We start from the raw sequence: 17,656 nt of genomic DNA, 5'->3' as shown, positions 1-17,656 counted from the left end.
CGCACGCGGTCCGGGTCGACGCCGAGGGCGCGGGCGGCGGCGTAGGAGGCCTCGCCGATGAGATCGGCGGGGCCGACGTCGCCGACGACGGCGTAGACGACGCGGTCCTTGTGGACGAGGGCCGCGACGGTGCCGGCGCGGATGCCGGAGCGCGCGGGTTTCCAGAGCTCGCCGGCGGCGGGCACGACGACGTAGGGCAGGGTCTCGGCGTTCAGCGGCCGCCCGTCGGACTGCTGGTAGGCCGTCGTGTTCTGGAACACCGGGTCCGTGCGGCCGTTGCAGCGGCGGCCGGCGCGTCCGTCGCAGTCGACGTCGAGGTCGGCCTTCCAGTGGACGGCACCGTGGGTGCGGCACACGGGGATGTCGGCGCGGATGCCGTCGTCGGTGCGGTAGCGGCCGTTCGAGATCTGCCGGCAGCCGCGCACCGCGGCCCGCAGGGCGTCGGCGCGCACCCCGCCCTCCCGCACGAAGGGCGCGGCCGGCGCGGGTGCGGCGACGGGGCGCACTCGCAGGGTGGTGCCGGAGTCGTGCGCGCGTTCGGCGGGCGGGGGCGCGGCCGAGGCGGCGAGGGAGGCGGGGGCGAGGAGGGCGGCACCGCAGAGTGCGGTGAGCGGCAGGAGGCGAGGACGCACGGACGGGGCCTTCGGTCGGGGACGCCCGGCCCTGGGTCGGACCGGCGGACATAACACCCCAATCTGAGTGAGGTGCCCGGTGGCGGCCACCGTACGGGGGCCGGACGGGGCGTCAGACGGCCGGGCGGGTCCGTGAGGATCCCGGACGGGCGCTCCCCAGGGGCTTGATGAGGACCCGTCAGTCATGCCATACAGGTCTGTACCAATTCCCTGCCCGCGCCACCACCTGCCCACCCCACCACCTGCCCGCCCGAGCGGAAGGCACCCACCTCGTGCGACACCTCCCCCACGCGGCAGCCGTCGCCGCGCTCGTCCTGGGCCTCACCTCCTGCGGCCTGTTCGCCGACCCCGAGCGGGACGGCCCCGCGCTCACCGCCCCGGCCGGCGTCACGGCGCAGGCCGGCAGCGCCACGTCCGTGCACGTCATGTGGAACCGGCCGGCGAGCACGGCGGACGTCGTCCAGTACGAGGTGTACCGGGACGCGCGGCGGGTCCGGCGGCTGCCCGCCGACCGGCACATGGTCGACGTCACCGGCCTGCGCCCGCGCTCCCGTTACGTGTTCACCGTGCGGGCCCGGGGCACGGACGGTGAGCTGGGCCCGGCGAGCCGGCGCGTCGCCGTCACGACTCCGGCGGCGGTGGCCGCGGACCGCACAGCGCCGACCCGGCCTGCGGGGCTCACCGGCAGCGTGGCCGGCGGCACGTCCGTCTCCCTCGCCTGGCGGGCCTCCCGCGACGACAAGGCCGTCGTCTCGTACGACGTCTTCCAGGGCACCACGAAGATCCACAGCGTCGGCGGTCGGCAGACCCGGGCGCTGGTGACGGGACTGCGGCCGGGCACCGCCTACGCGTTCAGCGTGCGGGCGCGCGACGCGGCCGACAACACCTCGCCCGCGAGCGGGACCGTCCGGCTCACGACGCGGCGCGGCAAGGACGGGGCGTCCGCGGGCACCGGCACGGCGCCCTCCGGTTTCCGGGCGAGCAGTCGCGCCGCCGACGGCGGGTACTACGTCGACCTGGCCTGGACTCCCCCGGACACGGGCGGCGAGGTCCCGGCGTACCAGGTGTTCGTGGACGGCGCCCAGGCCACGACCGTCATGTGGGGCGAGGGCACGGCCGACGCGGCGAAGTACAGCTTCTACATCGGCGCGGAGCCGGGCGAGCGGCACCGGGTGCGGATCCGGGCGCAGCTCCCCGACGGCACGTGGGGCGCCTTCTCCACCGAACGGACCGTCACCACCGGCTAGGCCGTGCGATGGAACCCGTCACCTGCCCGGATGCGGCCCGCATGCGCCGTTCGCCGCCCGCGCTTTGGCTGGGCGTCAGGCGGCGCGGGCTTTTGCCGACTCGGGCGGGGCATCGGACGTACCGCCTCCCGCGGGCGCCGGAGAGCAGGCAGTCATGCGCATCACCTCGATACTCGCTCGCTCGGGTCTGACCGTGGCGGCCGCGGCCGCGCTCCCGCTGACGCTCGCCGCACCCGCGGCGCACGCCGGCGGCCCGACCGGCGGGCTCGTCGTGAGCACCAGCGGGTCCACGGTCACGGCCCGGACCCAGGCCTGCCCCAACGGGGGCAACGGTTCGCTGCTCTCGGCGGGCCAGGCCGACTTCGCCCAGGGCAGGCAACAGCCGCTGGCCGGCGGCAGCGTGACCTGGACGGGCGTGAGTTCCGGTACGTACACCGTGGTCGTCGTCTGCAACGACGGCTCCACGGCCGGGACCCGTTCGGTGACCGTGGCGGCGAGCCCGACCATCTCGGCGACGTCGAGTCCGCTCGGCGCCGTCCGGGGCGGTCTCGGCGGCGCGGTGCAGGACTACGGCACGCTGACGCTGGCGGCGGGCGGCACCCTGGTGGCCGCGGCCGTCGTGGGCGGCGCGTGGTACCTGCGGCGGCGCGGCACGGGTCAGCGCACCTAGACCCGAGGTCCGTCCGCGATCGCCGTCGTCCGGTCTCTCCGGGCGGCGGCGATCGTGTGTCACAGGCCCTCGGGCGCGGGCTCCCGCTCCTCCTCCGGAAGGTCGAGGCGGCGCAGGGTCTCCTCGATCCAGCCGACCCAGAAGGTCTCCAGGTCGATGCCGGCGCGCAGGACCGCGTGCTGCAGCCGGTCGGGCATCGAGTCCTTCTCCGGCGGGAAGTCCCGCTCCTGGATCTCCAGATAGTTCGCCAGGGTCTGCCGGTGCAGGGCGAGATGGCGGCGCAGGTCCGTGCCGATGCCGTCGGTGCCGACGACGGCGGCGGAGCGCAGCCGCAGCAGCATCGTGTCCCGCAGCGGTTTGGGGTCGTGGGAGGCCGCGGTCCAGCGGGCGAGTTCTGCGCGCCCCTCGGGCAGGACCTCGTACTGCTTCTTCTGGCCGCGGGCCGGGCCCTGGGCGGGCAGGGCGCGGATCAGGCCGTCGCGTTCCAGCTTTCCCAGCTCGCGGTAGATCTGCTGGTGGGTCGCCGACCAGAAGTAGCCGATGGACCGGTCGAACCTGCGGGTCAGTTCGAGGCCCGACGACGGCTTCTCCAGGAGGGCCGTGAGGATCGCGTGCGGCAGTGACATGGCGTAAGGGTAGGTGAGAGTCCCCCGGCGCGAGCCGAGGCGAGGGTGGTCACGCGGCCGGCGGGCCCGGCCACGTGACCACCCGGTCTCACAGGCCCGCGGCGACCTCGGTGCCCTGCTTGATGGCGCGCTTGGCGTCGAGCTCGGCGGCCACGTCGGCGCCGCCGATCAGGTGCGGGGTGCGGCCGGCGGCGACGAGGTCGTCGTAGAGGGAGCGCTGCGGCTCCTGTCCGGCGCACAGCACGACGGTGTCGACCGGTACGAGGGTCTGCTCGCCGTCGACGGTGATGTGCAGGCCCGCGTCGTCGATCCGGTCGTAGGTGGCGCCCGCGACCATGGTGACGCCGCGGTGGCGCAGCTCGGTGCGGTGGATCCAGCCGGTGGTCTTGCCGAGTCCGGCGCCGACCTTGGAGGTCTTGCGCTGGATGAGGTGGACCTCGCGCGGCGGCGCGGGCCGCTCGGCCTTCTTGAGGCCGCCGCGGTCGGTGTAGTCCATGTCGACGCCCCACAGGCGGAAGTACGTGGCCGGGTCCTGACTGGCCTTCTCGCCGCCGTCGGTGAGGTACTCGGCGACGTCGAAGCCGATACCGCCGGCGCCGATGATCGCGACGCGGTCGCCGACGGGGGCGCCGTCGCGCAGGACGTCGAGGTAGCCGACGACGCTGGGGTGGTCGACGCCGTCGATGGCGGGGGTGCGCGGGCTGACGCCGGTGGCGACGACGACCTCGTCGTACGCGGTGAGGTCCTCGGCGGCGACGCGGGTGTTCAACTTGACGGTGACGCCGCGCAGTTCGAGCTGGGTGCGGAAGTAGCGCAGCGTCTCGTCGAACTCCTCCTTGCCGGGGACCTTGCGGGCGACGTTCAGCTGGCCGCCGATCTCGCCGGAGGCGTCGAGGAGGGTCACGTCGTGGCCGCGCTCGGCGGCGGAGACGGCGCAGGCGAGCCCGGCGGGGCCGGCGCCGACGACGGCGACGGTCTTCCTCAGGCGGGTGGGCGCGAGGACGAGCTCGGTCTCGTGGCAGGCCCGCGGGTTGACGAGGCAGGAGGTGATCTTGCCGCTGAAGGTGTGGTCGAGGCAGGCCTGGTTGCAGCCGATGCAGGTGTTGATGGTGTCGGAGCGGCCCTCGGCGGCCTTGTTCACGAAGTCCGGGTCGGCGAGCATCGGGCGGGCCAGGGAGACCATGTCGGCGACGCCGTCGGCGAGCAACTCCTCGGCGACCTCGGGGGTGTTGATGCGGTTGACCACGACGAGCGGGATCGACACCTCGCCCATCAGCTTCTTGGTCACCCAGGAGTAGGCGCCGCGCGGCACGGAGGTCGCGATGGTGGGGATGCGGGCCTCGTGCCAGCCGATGCCGGTGTTGATGATCGTGGCGCCGGCCGCCTCGATCTCCTTGGCCAGCCGCACGACCTCTTCGAGGGTGGAGCCGCCGGGCACCAGGTCCAGCATCGACAGACGGTAGATGACGATGAAGTCGCTGCCGACGCGCTCTCGGACGCGGCGCACGATCTCCAGCGGGAAGCGGACGCGGTTCTCGTAGGAGCCGCCCCAGCGGTCGGTGCGGTGGTTGGTGGCGGCGACGATGAACTCGTTGATGAGGTAGCCCTCGGAGCCCATGATCTCGACGCCGTCGTAGCCGGCCGCCCGGGCGAGCTCCGCGGTGCGCGCGAAGTCCTCGACGGTCTGCTCGATCTCGGCGTCGGTGAGCTCGTGCGGCGGGAACGGGCTGATCGGCGCCTGGACGGGGCTCGGCGCGACGAGGTCCTCGTGGTAGGCGTACCGGCCGAAGTGCAGGATCTGCATCGCGATCTTGCCGCCGGCCGCGTGCACGGCGTCGGTGATCTCACGGTGCTGCTCGGCCTCGGCCTCGGTGGTGAGCTTGGCGCCGCCGGCCCAGGGGCGGCCGGCCTCGTTCGGGGCGATGCCGCCGGTGACCATGAGGCCGACGCCGCCGCGGGCGCGCTCCGCGTAGAAGGCGGCCATGCGCGTGAAGCCGTTCTCCGCCTCTTCGAGGCCCACGTGCATCGAGCCCATCAGGACGCGGTTGGGCAGCGTGGTGAAGCCCAGGTCGAGCGGGGCGAGCAGGTGCGGGTAACGACTCATGGGGCCCTCCGTGGCGGCGAACGTCGTCACAGTTGTAGACGACACCCGCCCCCTTGTGCAACAAGTTGCAAAAGAGAGCTGCACCACGCCCGGGGGCTACTCCGGGGAGACCTCGGCGACCCATCCGTACGGCAGCTCGCGCCCGTCGACGGTCACCGCCTCGACGGCACGGCTGCGCGGATCCACGTCGGCCTGCACCCCCTCGCCCTCGTACCTCGGGTAACCCGACTCGCCCACGCGGCCGGTCGCGGTGACCCGCACGGAGCGCAGGGGGTTGCCGTGATCCGTGTGGCCGGCGGCGTCGGTGAGGCGGGGTTTGATCTGGAGGGTGAGCCGCTCGGGCACCTCGGACAACTCGCGCGATTCGCTCATGCCAGGAGGCTAAGCCGGGACACCCCGCCCCGCCCCTCCAGCCGCGACCCGTGCAGTTGTAGAATGCAACCAGCACTGGAAAGGACCCCGCCGTGGCAGCACCCGAGTCGCACCCCGTGCCAGAGCCCGCCCGCGCGGCGGCCGTGGCGGACATCCAGCGCGAGCTGACGTCCTTCGCCCGGCGCGCCCGGGCGATGGCGGCGCGCATGCACCCCGAGCTGTCGCTCGTCTCCTTCACCCTGCTCGGCCATCTCGACGAGCGGGGCGGCTGTCGTGCCACCGACCTGGCGGCGCACTACGCGCTGGACAAGTCCACGGTCAGCCGGCAGGTCGCCGCCCTGGAGCGGGCCGGACTCGTGGACCGCCGGGTCGATCCGGACGACCACCGGGTGCAGGTGCTGCACCCGACCGAGGCGGGCGCCGAGATCCTGGCGCAGGTGACGGTCAGCCGCCGGCAGGCCCTCCTGGAGCGGCTCGGCGACTGGCCGGAGGAGGACCTGGAGCGGTTCGCGGCGTATCTGACCCGCTACAACGAGGCGTCGCAGGGCATCTGAGCCTCAGGCGGTCCGCGCGCCCGGCACCCGTGCCGTACGGAACCGGGTGGTGCGGCGCAGCCGGAAGCCGAGCGTCTCGTAGAGCCGGATGGCGTTCGTGTTGCCCGCGCCGGTGTGCAGGAACGGGGTCTCGCCACGCTCCAGTACGCCCGCCGCGACGGCCCGGACGAGCCGCCCGGCGAGCCCCTGGCCCCGCTGGTCCGGGTCGGTGCAGACGGCGCTGATCTCGGTCCAGCCCGGCGGACGCAGCCGCTCCCCCGCCATCGCGACGAGCGCTCCGCCGCGCCGGATGCCGAGGTAGGTGCCGAGCTCGATGGTGCGCGGCAGGAAGGGACCCGGCCGGGTGCGGGCCACGAGTTCCAGCATCTCGGGCACGTCGGCGGTGGTGAGCCGGACGGCCTCGGGGTCGTGCGCCGCGTCGACGCGATCACCGACGAGCTGCACCCCGGCGAAGTCCTCGGTCACCTCCCAGCCGTCCGGCAGGTCCAGGCGCACACCGGGCAGCGGCACGGTGCCGTCGGCCCCGGCGAACGCGGCGAGATCGGCCCAGTCACCGGGCTCCGGCACATCGGGCAGCCCCAGCCACGGCGAGACATCGACCGGATACCGCAGCACGCGCCCGCTCCGCTCGGCGAGGTGCGCGTGCGGACCGCGCAGCGCGGCGTAGGCGGGATTGTCGAGCACCGCGTCGGCCCCCCTCTCCGTCCTGAAGCCACCGGCTCCCCCGGGCTCCCGGCCCGGATCGGCCGTGTCCCGGGCGGGCGTGGCGCCGCGTTCCTCGTACGTCTGCGTCATCCGGACCCCTTCTCCCGTGCACCGCCGCGCGACCGTGCGCCGGCCATGACCGCCATGGCCGGCACCTGATCGAACCGTGTTCGCAGAGGTCGGCATTCCCTCGCGCCCCACTGTTCACGGGGTCGCAACGCGTTCACGGTGCCGCAACACCGCCGTACTCCCGCGGCCACGGGGCGCTTTGCCCTGCGGGCGGCGGTCTTGGCATGCTGGCGCGATGTCGTCGCTGCCGCCCCAGGCCCTCACCGCTCACGTCGAGTCGCTGCTCGACGCCGGATCGCCGCTGCCGATCGTCGCCGCCGGCGACCCGGTGCTGCGCCGCCCCGCCGATCCCTTCGACGGGCAGCTGTCCGACGAGCTGCTCGCGCGGCTGATCGAGGCCATGCGCGTGACGATGCACGCGGCGCCCGGCGTCGGACTCGCCGCGCCGCAGGTCGGCGTGCCGCTGCGGCTCGCGGTGCTGGAGGACGCGGCGACCGTGCCGGACGAGGTGCGTCTGGCGCGCGGGCGGGTGCCGCTCGCGTTCCGCGTCCTCGTGAACCCGTCGTACGAGCCGGTCGACGGGCGCCGGGCCGCCTTCTACGAGGGCTGCCTGAGCGTGCCGGGCTACCAGGCGGTGGTCGCCCGGCACGAGCGGGTGCGGCTGCGCGGCCTGGACGAGCACGGGCAGGCGCTGGACGAGGAGCTCGCGGGCTGGCCGGCCCGGATCGTGCAGCACGAGACGGACCACCTCGACGGCACCCTCTACGTGGACCGGGCCGAGCCCCGCTCGCTGACCAGCACCCAGGCGGCCGTGGAGCGCTGGGCCCAGCCCACGCCCGAACACGCCGCGCGGGAGCTGGGCTTCACCCTGCCGGCGAGCGGCTGACCGCGGCCGCTGGTCAGTCCAGCTTCGGCATCTCGCCGGTCGTCCGGGTGACGTCGATGACGGAGAACGCGGCGCCCTGCGGGTCGCCCACGGCGGCGAACCGGCCGAACGGGCTGTCCATCGGGCCGAAGTGCAGCTGCCCGCCCAGGCGCTGGACGGTGGCGACGGCCGCGTCGCAGTCCTCCACGACGAAGTAGACGTTGATGTACGAGGGCACTTCCGCCGGGAAGTCCTTCGTCATCTTCATGCGGCCGAGGACGGGCTGCCCGCCGAGCTGCCACACCTGGAAGTCGACGTGCTCGTCGGCCATCGTCTTCGCGTCGTACGGGAACACGGTGGTGAAGAACGCGTCGGTCTTGTCGGCGTCGCGGACGGTGACCTCGGCCCAGCAGAAGGCGCCCGGCTCGTTGACCTTCTCGAAGCCCGCGTGCGTGTCGGGCTGCCAGACGCTGAACATGACCCCGCCGGGGTCCTGCGCGGTGACCATCGTGCCGAACTCGCCGACCTGCATCGGGTCCATCATCAGCGTGCCGCCCGCGCTCTTGATCCGTTCGGCGGCGGCCGCGACGTCCGGGGACGCGAGGTACAGGTTCCAGGCGGCGGGTACGCCCGCCGGGGTGCCGGGCATCTGCGGGGCGAGGGCGGCGACGTGCTTGCCGTCGGCGGTCTTCGCCTGCGTGTAGTTGCCGAACTCCTCGGCCCCCGGATCGTAGGACCAGCCGAACAGCTCGGCGTAGAAGGCCTTGGCGGCCTCCAGGTCGGCGAACATGGCGTCGGCCCAGACCGGGGCCCCTTCGGGTTGTGCGGGCATGTCGCGGAGCCTTCCGTGCGGGCCGGGCCGGGGGTGGCCCGGCGGCTTCGGATCCACGCTAGGCGCGCCCGGCACGGTCCGCGATCCGTGGCTCAGGAGCGCGGGGTTCCCGGGTCGAGCGCGGGGGCGACGAGGTCGAACGCCTCGTCGAGGAGGGCGACCGGGTCCGGCGCCGTCTCGCTCGCGCTCCAGCGCTGGAGGACCACGTGGAAGGCGGTCAGGGCGGTGCCTGCGGCCAGCCGCGGATAGAGGTCGGCGGCCACGTCGCGGCCGGTGCGCCGGGCGAGCTCCCCGGCGAGCTCGTCGCGCCAGCGGTCCTGGCGCTCCAGGAAGCGGGCGAGCAGCGCTGGGGTGCCGAGGATGAGCCGCACGACGCGCAGGGCCCGCTCGGAGTGGGCGGCGCAGGTGGTGACGGGGACCCGTACGGCGTGCCGGAGTGCCTCGGCCGGCGGTTCGCCGGCGGGCCGTCCGGCGAGCGCGTCCCGCATGTCGGTGCCCATGTCGGCGAGGAACTGGACGACCACGTCCTCCTTGGACGCGAAGTAGCGGAAGAAGGTCCGCTTGGAGACTCCGGCGGCCGCCACGATCTCGTCGACGGTGACGCCGTCGAAGCCCTTGAGGGCCAGCAACTGCAGGGCCGCCTCGGTCAGTTCGTCCGAGACGAGCTGACGCTTGCGCTCGGCGAGGCTCAGGCTCGGATCAGGTCGCGTACTCACCCGGGCATCGTACATGCCGTGCCAGGCATGACACCCGGGGACAGCCTGGCACCAAGAGGCGTCTTGACACCGAGTGTCATCACAGTCAGCCTGTGCCATATGACACGGAAGCAAGAGCAGAAGCGTCAGGAGCGCCGGGGCGACGAACCGGCCGCCGACCGGACCGGCCGGGTGTGCGTCGTGACGGGAGCCTCCGGCGGGCTCGGGCTCGCGACCTGCCGGGCGCTCGCCCGGAGGGGCGCCCGGGTGGTCCTCGCCGTACGGGACCCGGAGAAGGGCCGGCGGGCCGCCGAGTCGATCGCCGGCGGGACACCCGGCGCCCGCCTGGAGGTGCGCCCGCTCGACCTGGCCGACCTCACCTCGGTCCGCGCGTTCGCCGACACCCTGCGCGCGGACCACGGCCACATCGACGTCCTGGTGAACAACGCGGGCATCATGGCGCCCCCGTACGCCACCAGCCCCCAGGGTCACGAGCTGCAGTTCGCGACCAATCACCTCGGCCACTTCGCGCTCACCGGCCTGCTCCTCGACCTGCTGGCCGCGGGCACCGACCCGCGCGTGGTCACGGTCAGCTCCCCCAACCACCGCCAGGGCCGCCTCGACCTCGACAACCCGGAAGCCGTGGACGGCCCGGACGGCTACTCCCCGATGGGGCACTACAACCGGTCCAAGCTGGCGAACGCCGTCTTCGGACACCAGCTGCACCTGCGCCTGACGGCGGCGGGCAGCAACGTGCGCAGCGTGCTCGCGCATCCCGGCTACACGGCGACCGGCCTCCAGCACGGCACGCCGGTGCGGGGTGTGCGGTTCCTGTACGGCCGTCTGCTGAAGCCGCTGGCGCAGTCACCGGAGGCCGGAGCACGCTCCCAGCTGTACGCGGCGACCGAACCGGGCGTGACCGGCGGCGAGTTCATCGGCCCCGGCGGCGCGGGCGAGCTGCGCGGCGCCCCGACGCGCGTCCGGCTCGCGCCGCGCGCCACGGACGCGAACACCGGACGCCGGCTGTGGGAACTGTCCGAGCGGCTCACCGAGGTCCGGTACCCGCTCCCCGCCCCCGCGGCGTCGCGAGCCTCCTGAGCCTCCGGGGCACCCGTCGCTCTGCTGTCGGCCGAGTCGCTCGCGCCGGGCGGGCGGCGGACGGCAGGATCCTCGTATGCGACCGGCCTTCGTCCTCGTGCACAGCCCGTCCGTGGGTCCCTCCACCTGGCACCCGGTGGCCCGGCGGCTCGCCGCGGCGGGCCGTCAGGTGCGGCTGCCGTCCCTGCTGCACGTGGCGGACGGCGCGCCGCCGTTCTGGCCCGCGGTCGTCGAGGCCGTCCGCGAGGACCTGCGGCGGCTCCCGGCGGGCAGCCCGGTCGTCCTGGTGGCGCACAGCAACGCGGGCCTGTTCCTGCCGGCGATCCGGGCGGGCCTCGACCACCCGGTGACAGGCTCGGTGTTCGTGGACGCCGCCTTGCCCGCACGGACCGGATCGACGCCGGTCGCACCACCTGAACTCCTGGATTTTCTCCGTCCGTTGGCGGTGTACGGGCGGCTGCCGCGCTGGACGGACTGGTGGGACGAGTCCGACGTGGCGCCGATGTTCTCCGACCCGGTGACGCGGCGCACGGTCGTCGAGGAGCAGCCGAGGCTCCCGCTGGCGTACTACGAGCAGGAGATCCCGGTGCCCGCCGGCTGGGACGACCACCCGTGCGCGTACCTGCTGTTCGGTGCGCCCTACGGCGATCAGGAGGCCGAAGCGCGCGCCCGGGGATGGCGCACGGCGCGGCTGCCCGGCGAGCACCTCCATCAACTCGTCGACCCGGACGCGACCGCCCGGATCATCACCGAACTCGCGGCACCCGAGGGCTAGTTCAGCGGCGGGTGGCCACGACGAGCCGGGCGCGCGGACTGCCGTCGGGCCGCTCCCCCAGTTCGGGCAGCGGACGCAGGGCCACGTCGAATCCGGCCCGGTCCAGTTCCCGCCGCACGTCGCCGAGACGGAAGGTCCGGTAGTACATGACGAACGGCGGGCGCCACAGCGCGTTGCGCACCCTCATCGCCCCGTCGAAGCCGAGCATCGCCCAGTAGCCCCAGGATCCCGGCCGCGCGGGCGCGGGCAGCGGGAACGCGAACTGCCCGCCGGGGCGCAGCACTCGGCAGACCTGGGCGAAGAGTTCCGGCTGCCGCTCCGGCAGGAAGTGCCCGAACGCGCCGAAGCTCACGACGAGGTCGAAGACGGGCCCGAACGGAAGCGCCAGCGCGTCCGCGCGCACGTACGAGGCGGCGGGTTCGGCCTCGCGCGCGACCTGGAGCATGCCCGCGCTGAAGTCGACGCCGACCGCGCGTTCCGTGCACACCTCGCGCAGCACACCGAGCCCCGCGCCGGTGCCGCAGCACAGGTCGAGCCCGCTGGCGTACGGGCCGAGCGGGCTCAGGGCGCGGGCGACCGGGGCGAGGACGGCGTCGGGCGTACGGAAGGGGGTGCGGTCGAATTTCGGCGCGAGCAGGTCGTAACCGTGCTCGACCGAGGAGAGCGCCTGAACGGCCAGTTCGCGGAGGGTGGGGCCCTGGGAGGTGAACATCGCGGCTCAGCATAGGCGCGCCGCCCGCCGCAGAAGAGACTTGCCGCGCGACGGGGTCGGGGTGGTACGGTTCCTGTGGTACGTGCGCAGGTCCGTCGGATCGCCGGTACCGATTTCCTCTTCTCTCTTCTGCTTCGCCTTTCTGTTTCATCCCTGCTTCACGCACGTGTTCTCTGCGCGCTCAGTCTGCGCGTTCTCCCTGGTCACGGGTTTCTGTCGGGCTTCGCCCGGCCCTGCGCCAGGTCTCTCCCGGCCGGGGGCGTGTCCGTTTCCGCCCCGCCGTCCGCCGGAGTCCTCCCCACCCGCGTTCCCGCACGTCGCCCGTCCTCGAAAGGACCCTGATCCACCATGACCACCATCGCACCCGAGAAGCCCGGCACGACGACCCCCGTGCGGGCCCGCGGCGTCCTCGACCTCGGCCCGAACGGGGCCGGGTTCCTGCGCGCCCCCGATCTGCTCCCCACCTCCCACGACGTCCAGGTCCCGGCCGCGCTCGTGCGCCGACTCGCCCTGCGCAAGGGCGACTTCGTCGACGGCACGTGCGCGCGGCCGCACACCCTGACGGCCGTGGACACCGTCGACGCGCTGCCCGCCGACGCCGCCCGCCACCGCCCGCGCTTCGCCGACCTCACTCCCCTGCACCCCGCCGAGCGGCTCCGCATGGAGAGCCCGGTGAGCGGGCTCGCGGGCCGGGTCGTGGACCTGTTCGCGCCCGTCGGCAAGGGGCAGCGCGGCCTCGTCGTCGCACCGCCGCGCACCGGCAAGACGGTGCTGCTCCAGCAGCTCGCCGCGGCCGTCGCCGCCAACCACCCCGAGGCCCACCTCATGGTCGTGCGCGTCGGCGAGCGGCCCGAGGAGGTGACCGACATGCGGCGCTCGGTGCGCGGCGAGGTGTTCGCCTCGACGTTCGACCGGCCCGCGAAGGCGCACATCGCGCTCGCCGAACTCGCCGTCGCCCGCGCCCAGCGGATGGTCGAGCGAGGCCGTGACGTCGTCATCCTGCTCGACTCGCTGACCCGGCTGTGCCGGGCCCACAACAACGCCGCGGCCGCCGGTGGCCGCACCCTGTCGGGCGGCGTCGACGCCGGAGCCCTCCAGGGGCCGAAGCGGCTGTTCGGCGCGGCCCGCAACACCGAGGAGGCGGGCTCCCTGACGATCCTCGCGACGGCGCTCGTCGAGACCGGCTCGCGCGCCGACGACTTCTTCTTCGAGGAGCTCAAGAGCACCGGGAACATGGAGCTGCGGCTCGACCGCGCCCTCGCCGACCACCGGATCCACCCGGCCGTGGACCTCGACCCGTCCGGCACCCGCCGCGAGGAGCTCCTGCTCACCCCCGAGGAGACGGCGGCCGCGCACGCGCTGCGCCGCGCCCTCGGCCGACGGGACGACCGGTCCTCGTACGAGACGCTGCTGGAGCGCATGCGGCAGACGCCGGACAACGCGACGTTCCTGCGCCAGGTGGGCTCCACCGTGCCCGGAGCCTGATCCCGGCCCCGGGTAGGTAATACTCGAAGCATGAACGCGAGGATTACCCGGCCCGGCGGGCGGCCCGACGTCACCGTCCGGCGCGCCGTCGCACGCGACGCACGGCGCCTCACCCGCATCGTCCAGGGCTCGCGGGCGTACGAGGGCCACTACGCGGCGATGGTCGCCGGCTACCGCGTCACCTCCGGCTACATCGACGCGCACCGGGTGTTCGCCGCCGTGGACCGCGCCGACGACCGCGTCCTCGGCTTCTACGCGCTGCTCGTCGACGCGGCCGAGCTGGACCTGATGTTCGTCGCGGACGACGCGCAGGGCCTCGGCATCGGGCGGCTCCTCGTCGACCACATGCGGGGCGAGGCGCGCGCCGCGGGACTCGACCGGGTCCGTGTCGTCGCGCATCCGCCCGCCGAGGGCTTCTACCGTGGGATGGGCGCGCTGCGCACCGGGACCGCCCCCGCGCAGCCGCCCGCGGTCGGCTGGGAGCGGCCCGAACTCGAATTCGCCGTTCCGGACGGTGCCTGAGGGGTTCCCGATCCGTCCCGCCCGGCGCACACTCGGGACGTCGGAATGGGGCAAGGAGGCCACATTGGGCACGCTGGACAGTGGACAGGCGGGCGCCGACGCGGCGTTCGACGTGATCGTGGAGATCCCGCAGGGCTCCCGGAACAAGTACGAGATGGACCATGAGCTGGGCCGGATCCGGCTGGACCGGATGCTCTTCACCTCGACCCAGTACCCCGCGGACTACGGCTACGTCGACGGCACGCTCGGCGGTGACGGCGACCCGCTCGACGCGCTCGTGCTGACCGGCGGCGACGCCACGTTCCCGGGCTGCGCCGTCGAGTGCCGGGCCATCGGCATGTTCGTGATGAGCGACGAGAAGGGCCCGGACGAGAAGATCCTCTGCGTCCCCGCCCACGACCCCCGGCACAGCACGGTCCGCGACATCGATGACATCCCCGAGTTCGACCGCCTGGAGATCACCCACTTCTTCGAGGTCTACAAGGACCTGGAGCCCGGCAAGTCCGTCGAGGGCTCGCACTGGGAGGGGCGCGCGAAGGCGTACGAGGAGATCGCGCGGGCCCGCCTGCGCCGCACCGACGCCTGACTCCGCGGCGGCATGTGATCTTTCCTACGTGCGCGGAGTGCGTCTATGCAGTCACGCTCCGGCCCCTCTAGGGTGAGCGGGCCGTGGTGTTCGGGAAGACCGGTGACAACCCCTCAGGGGCCAAGTCCGGAGCGGCCCTCGCCACTGTGATCGGGTCTCGTGCCCCCGCCCGCGGGCGGCACGAGGCGCACCGCGCCATCACGCCACTGGCGGCCCCGTGCCGCTGGGAAGGCCGGCGCGGTGTCGCTCGCCCGTAAGCCAGGAGACCGGCCACGGCATCTCACGAAGTGATCCACGAGGTGCTGGAGCGTGATCGGCATGACCCTGCCCGCGAACTCCCCGACGAGTCCGCCGTCCGCCTACCGATGGCGGCGCGAGGACACCCTGCGCACGGCGGGCCTGATGGCGGTGATCCTGGCCCTGCACGTCGTCGCGTTCGGCGTGCTCTTCCTGCTCGTCGTCCCCGGCCATTACGAGGTGGACAACAAGGCGTTCGGCATCGGGCTCGGCATCACGGCGTACACGCTGGGCATGCGGCACGCCTTCGACGCCGACCACATCGCGGCGATCGACAACACGACCCGCAAGCTGATGGCGGACGGCAAGCGTCCGGTGTCCGTGGGCTTCTGGTTCGCGCTCGGCCACTCCAGCGTGGTCGTGGTCCTCGCGGCACTGGTGGCCGGCGGCACAGCGCTCGCCACCACCCTGACCAGCGACGACTCCCGAACCCATCAGGTCCTCGGCGTCGTCGGCACGACCGTGTCCGGCACGTTCCTGTACCTGATCGCCGCGCTGAACCTGGTGGCCCTGATCGGCATCATGAAGGTGTTCCGGGCGATGCGCGGCGGCTCGTACGACGAGCGGGAACTCGAAGCGCACCTGGACTCGCGGGGGTTCATGAACCGGATCCTCGGCCGCTTCACCCGCTCGATCACCCGGCCCGGCCAGATGTTCCCGCTGGGCTTCCTGTTCGGGCTCGGCTTCGACACGGCGACCGAGGTCACGCTGATGGTGATGGCGGGCAGCGGCGCCGCCGCCGGGCTGCCCTGGTACGCGGTGCTGTGCCTGCCGCTGCTGTTCGCCGCGGGCATGAGCCTGTTCGACACGCTCGACGGCACGTTCATGAACTTCGCCTACCAGTGGGCGTTCTCGAACCCGGTCCGCAAGGTGTTCTACAACCTCACGATCACCGGACTGTCGATCGCCGTCGCGTTCTTCATCGGCACGATCGAACTCGTGGGCGTGCTCCACGAGAAGCTCGACCTGACCGACGCGGTCACGGGCTGGATCGCCGGACTCGACCTCGACAACGTCGGGTACGTCATCGTCGGACTGTTCGTCGTGGTGTGGGTGGCGGCGGTCGCGTACTGGCGTCTGGCCAAGGTGGAGCAGCGCTGGTCGGCGCGGCTCGCCGACAGCGGCGGAACCGGCTGAGCGGGCGGAACGGGAGGTCTCCGGCCGGGCCGGCGCGCGCATCGCGTACCGTCCGGCGGAAGAGCCCGCCGGACGCCGCCCCCTGCGTCCGTCGCCCCCGCGTTGTCACCCCTGCACGGAGGAAGCCCCTATGAGCACGGCCCGCCTGCCCCTCGACGGCATCACCGTCGTCAGTCTCGAACAGGCGGTGGCCGCCCCGTTCGCGACCCGCCAGCTCGCCGATCTGGGCGCGCGGGTGATCAAGGTGGAGCGGCCGGGCGGCGGCGACTTCGCCCGCCGCTACGACGAGACGGTGCACGGCCAGTCCAGCCACTTCGTGTGGCTGAACCGGTCCAAGGAGTCCGTCACCCTCGACGTGAAGACGCCGGAGGGCCGCGAGGCGCTGGAGCGGCTGCTGGCTGGCGCGGACGTCTTCGTCCAGAACCTGGCGCCGGGCGCCGCTGCCCGCCTCGGCCTGTCCGCCGCCGCGCTCGCCGAACGGCACCCCTCGCTCGTCGTGTGCGACATCTCCGGCTACGGCACCGACGGGCCCTGGTCGGACCGGAAGGCGTACGACCTTCTGGTGCAGTGCGAGACGGGGGTCGTGTCGGTGACGGGCAGCCCGGAGGAGCCGGCGAAGGTCGGCATCGCGATCGCCGACATCGCGGCCGGCATGTACGCCTTCTCCGGGATCCTCACGGCGCTGTACGAGCGCCGGGACACAGGAGTGACGCGCTCGGTCGAGGTGTCGCTGTTCGAGGCGCTCGCCGAGTGGATGGGCTACCCCGCGTACTACACGGCCTACTCCGGCGCCCAGCCGCCGCGGGTCGGCGCCGCGCACGCGACGATCGCCCCGTACGGGCCCTACCCGGCGGCCGACGGGCGGACGGTGCTGCTCGCGATCCAGAACGAGCGGGAGTGGGCCGCGTTCTGCGCGCACGTCCTGGACGACGCGGCGCTCGCCGACGACCCGCGTTTCCGCCGCAACTCCTCCCGCGTCGCGCGCCGCGCCGAGCTGGACGCCGTCGTGACCGCGCGCTTCGCCGAACTGGACGCGGACGAGGTCGTGGCCCTGCTCGACCGGGCCGGGATCGCGAGCGCCCGGCTCAATACGGTCGAGGACTTCCTCGCGCACCCGGTGCTGTCCGGCCGCGACCGCTGGCGCGACGTGGACACCCCGGGCGGACCGGTCCGCGCCCTGCTCCCGCCCGCCACGCCCCGCGGCCTGGAGCCCCGGATGGCGCCGGTGCCCGCCGCGGGCGAACACACCGCCGCGGTCCTGGCCGAACTGGGGCTCGACGGGGAGGCGACACAACTCGCGCACAAAACACCCCAATCGGAGCGATAAAGTATCCCGTCAACCCGCACGTGCCCGATCACCCAGGAGTACCTACGTGACCGTAGCCATCGACTCGTCCGAGGCAGCCGTCCCCTCCGGCGAGGACAACGGGGACGCCGTGAACCCTGCGGCGGCCGAGACCGCCGGGGCTGCTGAGACCACCGAGGCCACTGCGGCCGTCGAGGCCGGGCCCGCCGTGCCGCCCGTGCCCGGACCGGCGGCGCCCGCCGCCGTGGAGGAGAACTTCTGGCAACCCGAGGCGCCGGGCGCGGCTCCGGTCGCCGGGGCCCCCGGCCGCCCCCGAGACCATGAACCGGCCGCGGGCGCACTCGAGCGGGGCCGAGTGGGCGTCCGA

General features: G+C 73.6%; 19 protein-coding genes, 1 pseudogene and 1 riboswitch. Of the genes and pseudogenes, 12 read left to right on the top strand and 8 right to left on the bottom strand.

What is annotated here, in order from left to right; all coding sequences use genetic code 11:
* On the bottom strand, nucleotides 1-632 hold a 632-nt coding region (locus tag ACFW9D_RS32610; RefSeq protein WP_384627964.1), incomplete at its 3' end, for a glycoside hydrolase family 75 protein.
* 272 nt (nucleotides 633-904) lie between these two features.
* Between ACFW9D_RS32610 and ACFW9D_RS32605 the strand changes: the two genes are divergently transcribed.
* Both ACFW9D_RS32605 and ACFW9D_RS32600 read left to right on the top strand, forming a co-directional pair.
* Complete coding sequence (locus ACFW9D_RS32605) at nucleotides 905-1,879, top strand: fibronectin type III domain-containing protein (protein WP_384627962.1); 975 nt, start codon at nucleotides 905-907, stop codon at nucleotides 1,877-1,879.
* Between the two features lie 154 nt (nucleotides 1,880-2,033).
* Complete coding sequence (locus ACFW9D_RS32600) at nucleotides 2,034-2,549, top strand: hypothetical protein (protein ID WP_188340455.1); 516 nt, start codon at nucleotides 2,034-2,036, stop codon at nucleotides 2,547-2,549.
* 59 nt (nucleotides 2,550-2,608) lie between these two features.
* Here ACFW9D_RS32600 and ACFW9D_RS32595 read toward each other — a convergent pair whose 3' ends face one another.
* From ACFW9D_RS32595 to ACFW9D_RS32585, 3 genes are all read right to left on the bottom strand, one after another.
* On the bottom strand, nucleotides 2,609-3,175 hold the full coding sequence (locus ACFW9D_RS32595; RefSeq protein ID WP_384627959.1) for a PadR family transcriptional regulator: 567 nt from the start codon (nucleotides 3,173-3,175) through the stop codon (nucleotides 2,609-2,611).
* Between the two features lie 88 nt (nucleotides 3,176-3,263).
* A complete protein-coding gene (locus ACFW9D_RS32590) occupies nucleotides 3,264-5,279 on the bottom strand; it encodes an FAD-dependent oxidoreductase (protein WP_384627956.1) in 2,016 nt (671 codons plus the stop codon).
* A gap of 96 nt (nucleotides 5,280-5,375) precedes the next feature.
* Nucleotides 5,376-5,651, bottom strand: coding sequence for a hypothetical protein (locus tag ACFW9D_RS32585; protein ID WP_188340452.1), 276 nt, complete (start codon nucleotides 5,649-5,651; stop codon nucleotides 5,376-5,378).
* 194 nt (nucleotides 5,652-5,845) lie between these two features.
* Here ACFW9D_RS32585 and ACFW9D_RS32580 point away from each other — a divergent pair, with 194 nt between their 5' ends.
* Nucleotides 5,846-6,205 carry a MarR family winged helix-turn-helix transcriptional regulator gene (locus ACFW9D_RS32580; RefSeq protein ID WP_384627970.1) on the top strand — a complete coding sequence of 120 codons (360 nt, stop codon included), beginning with the start codon at nucleotides 5,846-5,848 and terminating at the stop codon, nucleotides 6,203-6,205.
* A 3-nt stretch (nucleotides 6,206-6,208) separates the two neighbouring features.
* Here the strand turns inward: ACFW9D_RS32580 and ACFW9D_RS32575 are convergent, their stop codons facing one another.
* Complete coding sequence (locus ACFW9D_RS32575) at nucleotides 6,209-7,000, bottom strand: GNAT family N-acetyltransferase (protein WP_384627953.1); 792 nt, start codon at nucleotides 6,998-7,000, stop codon at nucleotides 6,209-6,211.
* A gap of 214 nt (nucleotides 7,001-7,214) precedes the next feature.
* Between ACFW9D_RS32575 and def the strand changes: the two genes are divergently transcribed.
* Nucleotides 7,215-7,865: a peptide deformylase gene (def, locus tag ACFW9D_RS32570; protein ID WP_384627950.1), complete on the top strand. Its 651-nt coding sequence runs from the start codon at nucleotides 7,215-7,217 to the stop codon at nucleotides 7,863-7,865.
* A gap of 13 nt (nucleotides 7,866-7,878) precedes the next feature.
* Here the strand turns inward: def and ACFW9D_RS32565 are convergent, their stop codons facing one another.
* Nucleotides 7,879-8,676, bottom strand: coding sequence for a VOC family protein (locus tag ACFW9D_RS32565; RefSeq protein ID WP_188340449.1), 798 nt, complete (start codon nucleotides 8,674-8,676; stop codon nucleotides 7,879-7,881).
* Nucleotides 8,677-8,768: 92 nt separating this feature from the next.
* Nucleotides 8,769-9,392 (bottom strand): TetR family transcriptional regulator, encoded by a 624-nt coding sequence (locus tag ACFW9D_RS32560; protein ID WP_384627947.1) that lies wholly within the window; start codon nucleotides 9,390-9,392, stop codon nucleotides 8,769-8,771.
* Nucleotides 9,393-9,491: 99 nt separating this feature from the next.
* Here ACFW9D_RS32560 and ACFW9D_RS32555 point away from each other — a divergent pair, with 99 nt between their 5' ends.
* Both ACFW9D_RS32555 and ACFW9D_RS32550 read left to right on the top strand, forming a co-directional pair.
* Nucleotides 9,492-10,469, top strand: a complete 978-nt coding sequence (locus ACFW9D_RS32555) for an oxidoreductase (RefSeq protein WP_384627944.1) — start codon at nucleotides 9,492-9,494, stop codon at nucleotides 10,467-10,469.
* 76 nt (nucleotides 10,470-10,545) lie between these two features.
* Nucleotides 10,546-11,244: an alpha/beta hydrolase gene (locus ACFW9D_RS32550; protein WP_384627941.1), complete on the top strand. Its 699-nt coding sequence runs from the start codon at nucleotides 10,546-10,548 to the stop codon at nucleotides 11,242-11,244.
* Between the two features lies 1 nt (nucleotide 11,245).
* On the opposite strand, the gene ACFW9D_RS32545 is transcribed toward ACFW9D_RS32550, so the two are convergent.
* Entirely contained in the window at nucleotides 11,246-11,956 is a 711-nt protein-coding gene (locus tag ACFW9D_RS32545) for a class I SAM-dependent methyltransferase (RefSeq protein WP_384627939.1), read from the bottom strand.
* Between the two features lie 348 nt (nucleotides 11,957-12,304).
* Between ACFW9D_RS32545 and rho the strand changes: the two genes are divergently transcribed.
* The 6 genes and pseudogenes from rho to ACFW9D_RS32515 form a co-directional block, all read left to right on the top strand.
* A complete protein-coding gene (rho, locus tag ACFW9D_RS32540; RefSeq protein ID WP_384627936.1) occupies nucleotides 12,305-13,441 on the top strand; it encodes a transcription termination factor Rho in 1,137 nt (378 codons plus the stop codon).
* Nucleotides 13,442-13,471: 30 nt separating this feature from the next.
* Nucleotides 13,472-13,963 carry a GNAT family N-acetyltransferase gene (locus tag ACFW9D_RS32535; RefSeq protein ID WP_384627933.1) on the top strand — a complete coding sequence of 164 codons (492 nt, stop codon included), beginning with the start codon at nucleotides 13,472-13,474 and terminating at the stop codon, nucleotides 13,961-13,963.
* A gap of 64 nt (nucleotides 13,964-14,027) precedes the next feature.
* Nucleotides 14,028-14,549, top strand: coding sequence for an inorganic diphosphatase (locus ACFW9D_RS32530; RefSeq protein ID WP_384627930.1), 522 nt, complete (start codon nucleotides 14,028-14,030; stop codon nucleotides 14,547-14,549).
* Nucleotides 14,550-14,616: 67 nt separating this feature from the next.
* A riboswitch (cobalamin riboswitch) is annotated at nucleotides 14,617-14,839 on the top strand.
* A gap of 28 nt (nucleotides 14,840-14,867) precedes the next feature.
* The gene (locus tag ACFW9D_RS32525) at nucleotides 14,868-15,983 is read left to right on the top strand and encodes a HoxN/HupN/NixA family nickel/cobalt transporter (protein WP_384627967.1); all 1,116 of its coding nucleotides are present in this window, start codon (nucleotides 14,868-14,870) and stop codon (nucleotides 15,981-15,983) included.
* Between the two features lie 130 nt (nucleotides 15,984-16,113).
* Entirely contained in the window at nucleotides 16,114-17,310 is a 1,197-nt protein-coding gene (locus ACFW9D_RS32520) for a CaiB/BaiF CoA transferase family protein (RefSeq protein ID WP_384627927.1), read from the top strand.
* Between the two features lie 46 nt (nucleotides 17,311-17,356).
* Nucleotides 17,357-17,656: pseudogene (locus tag ACFW9D_RS32515) on the top strand (hypothetical protein); the annotation flags it as partial.

This window comes from Streptomyces sp. NPDC059524 (genome assembly GCF_042749255.1).
Lineage (GTDB): Bacteria > Actinomycetota > Actinomycetes > Streptomycetales > Streptomycetaceae > Streptomyces > Streptomyces xanthii.
This window is presented reverse-complemented; position numbering and strand designations above follow the sequence as displayed.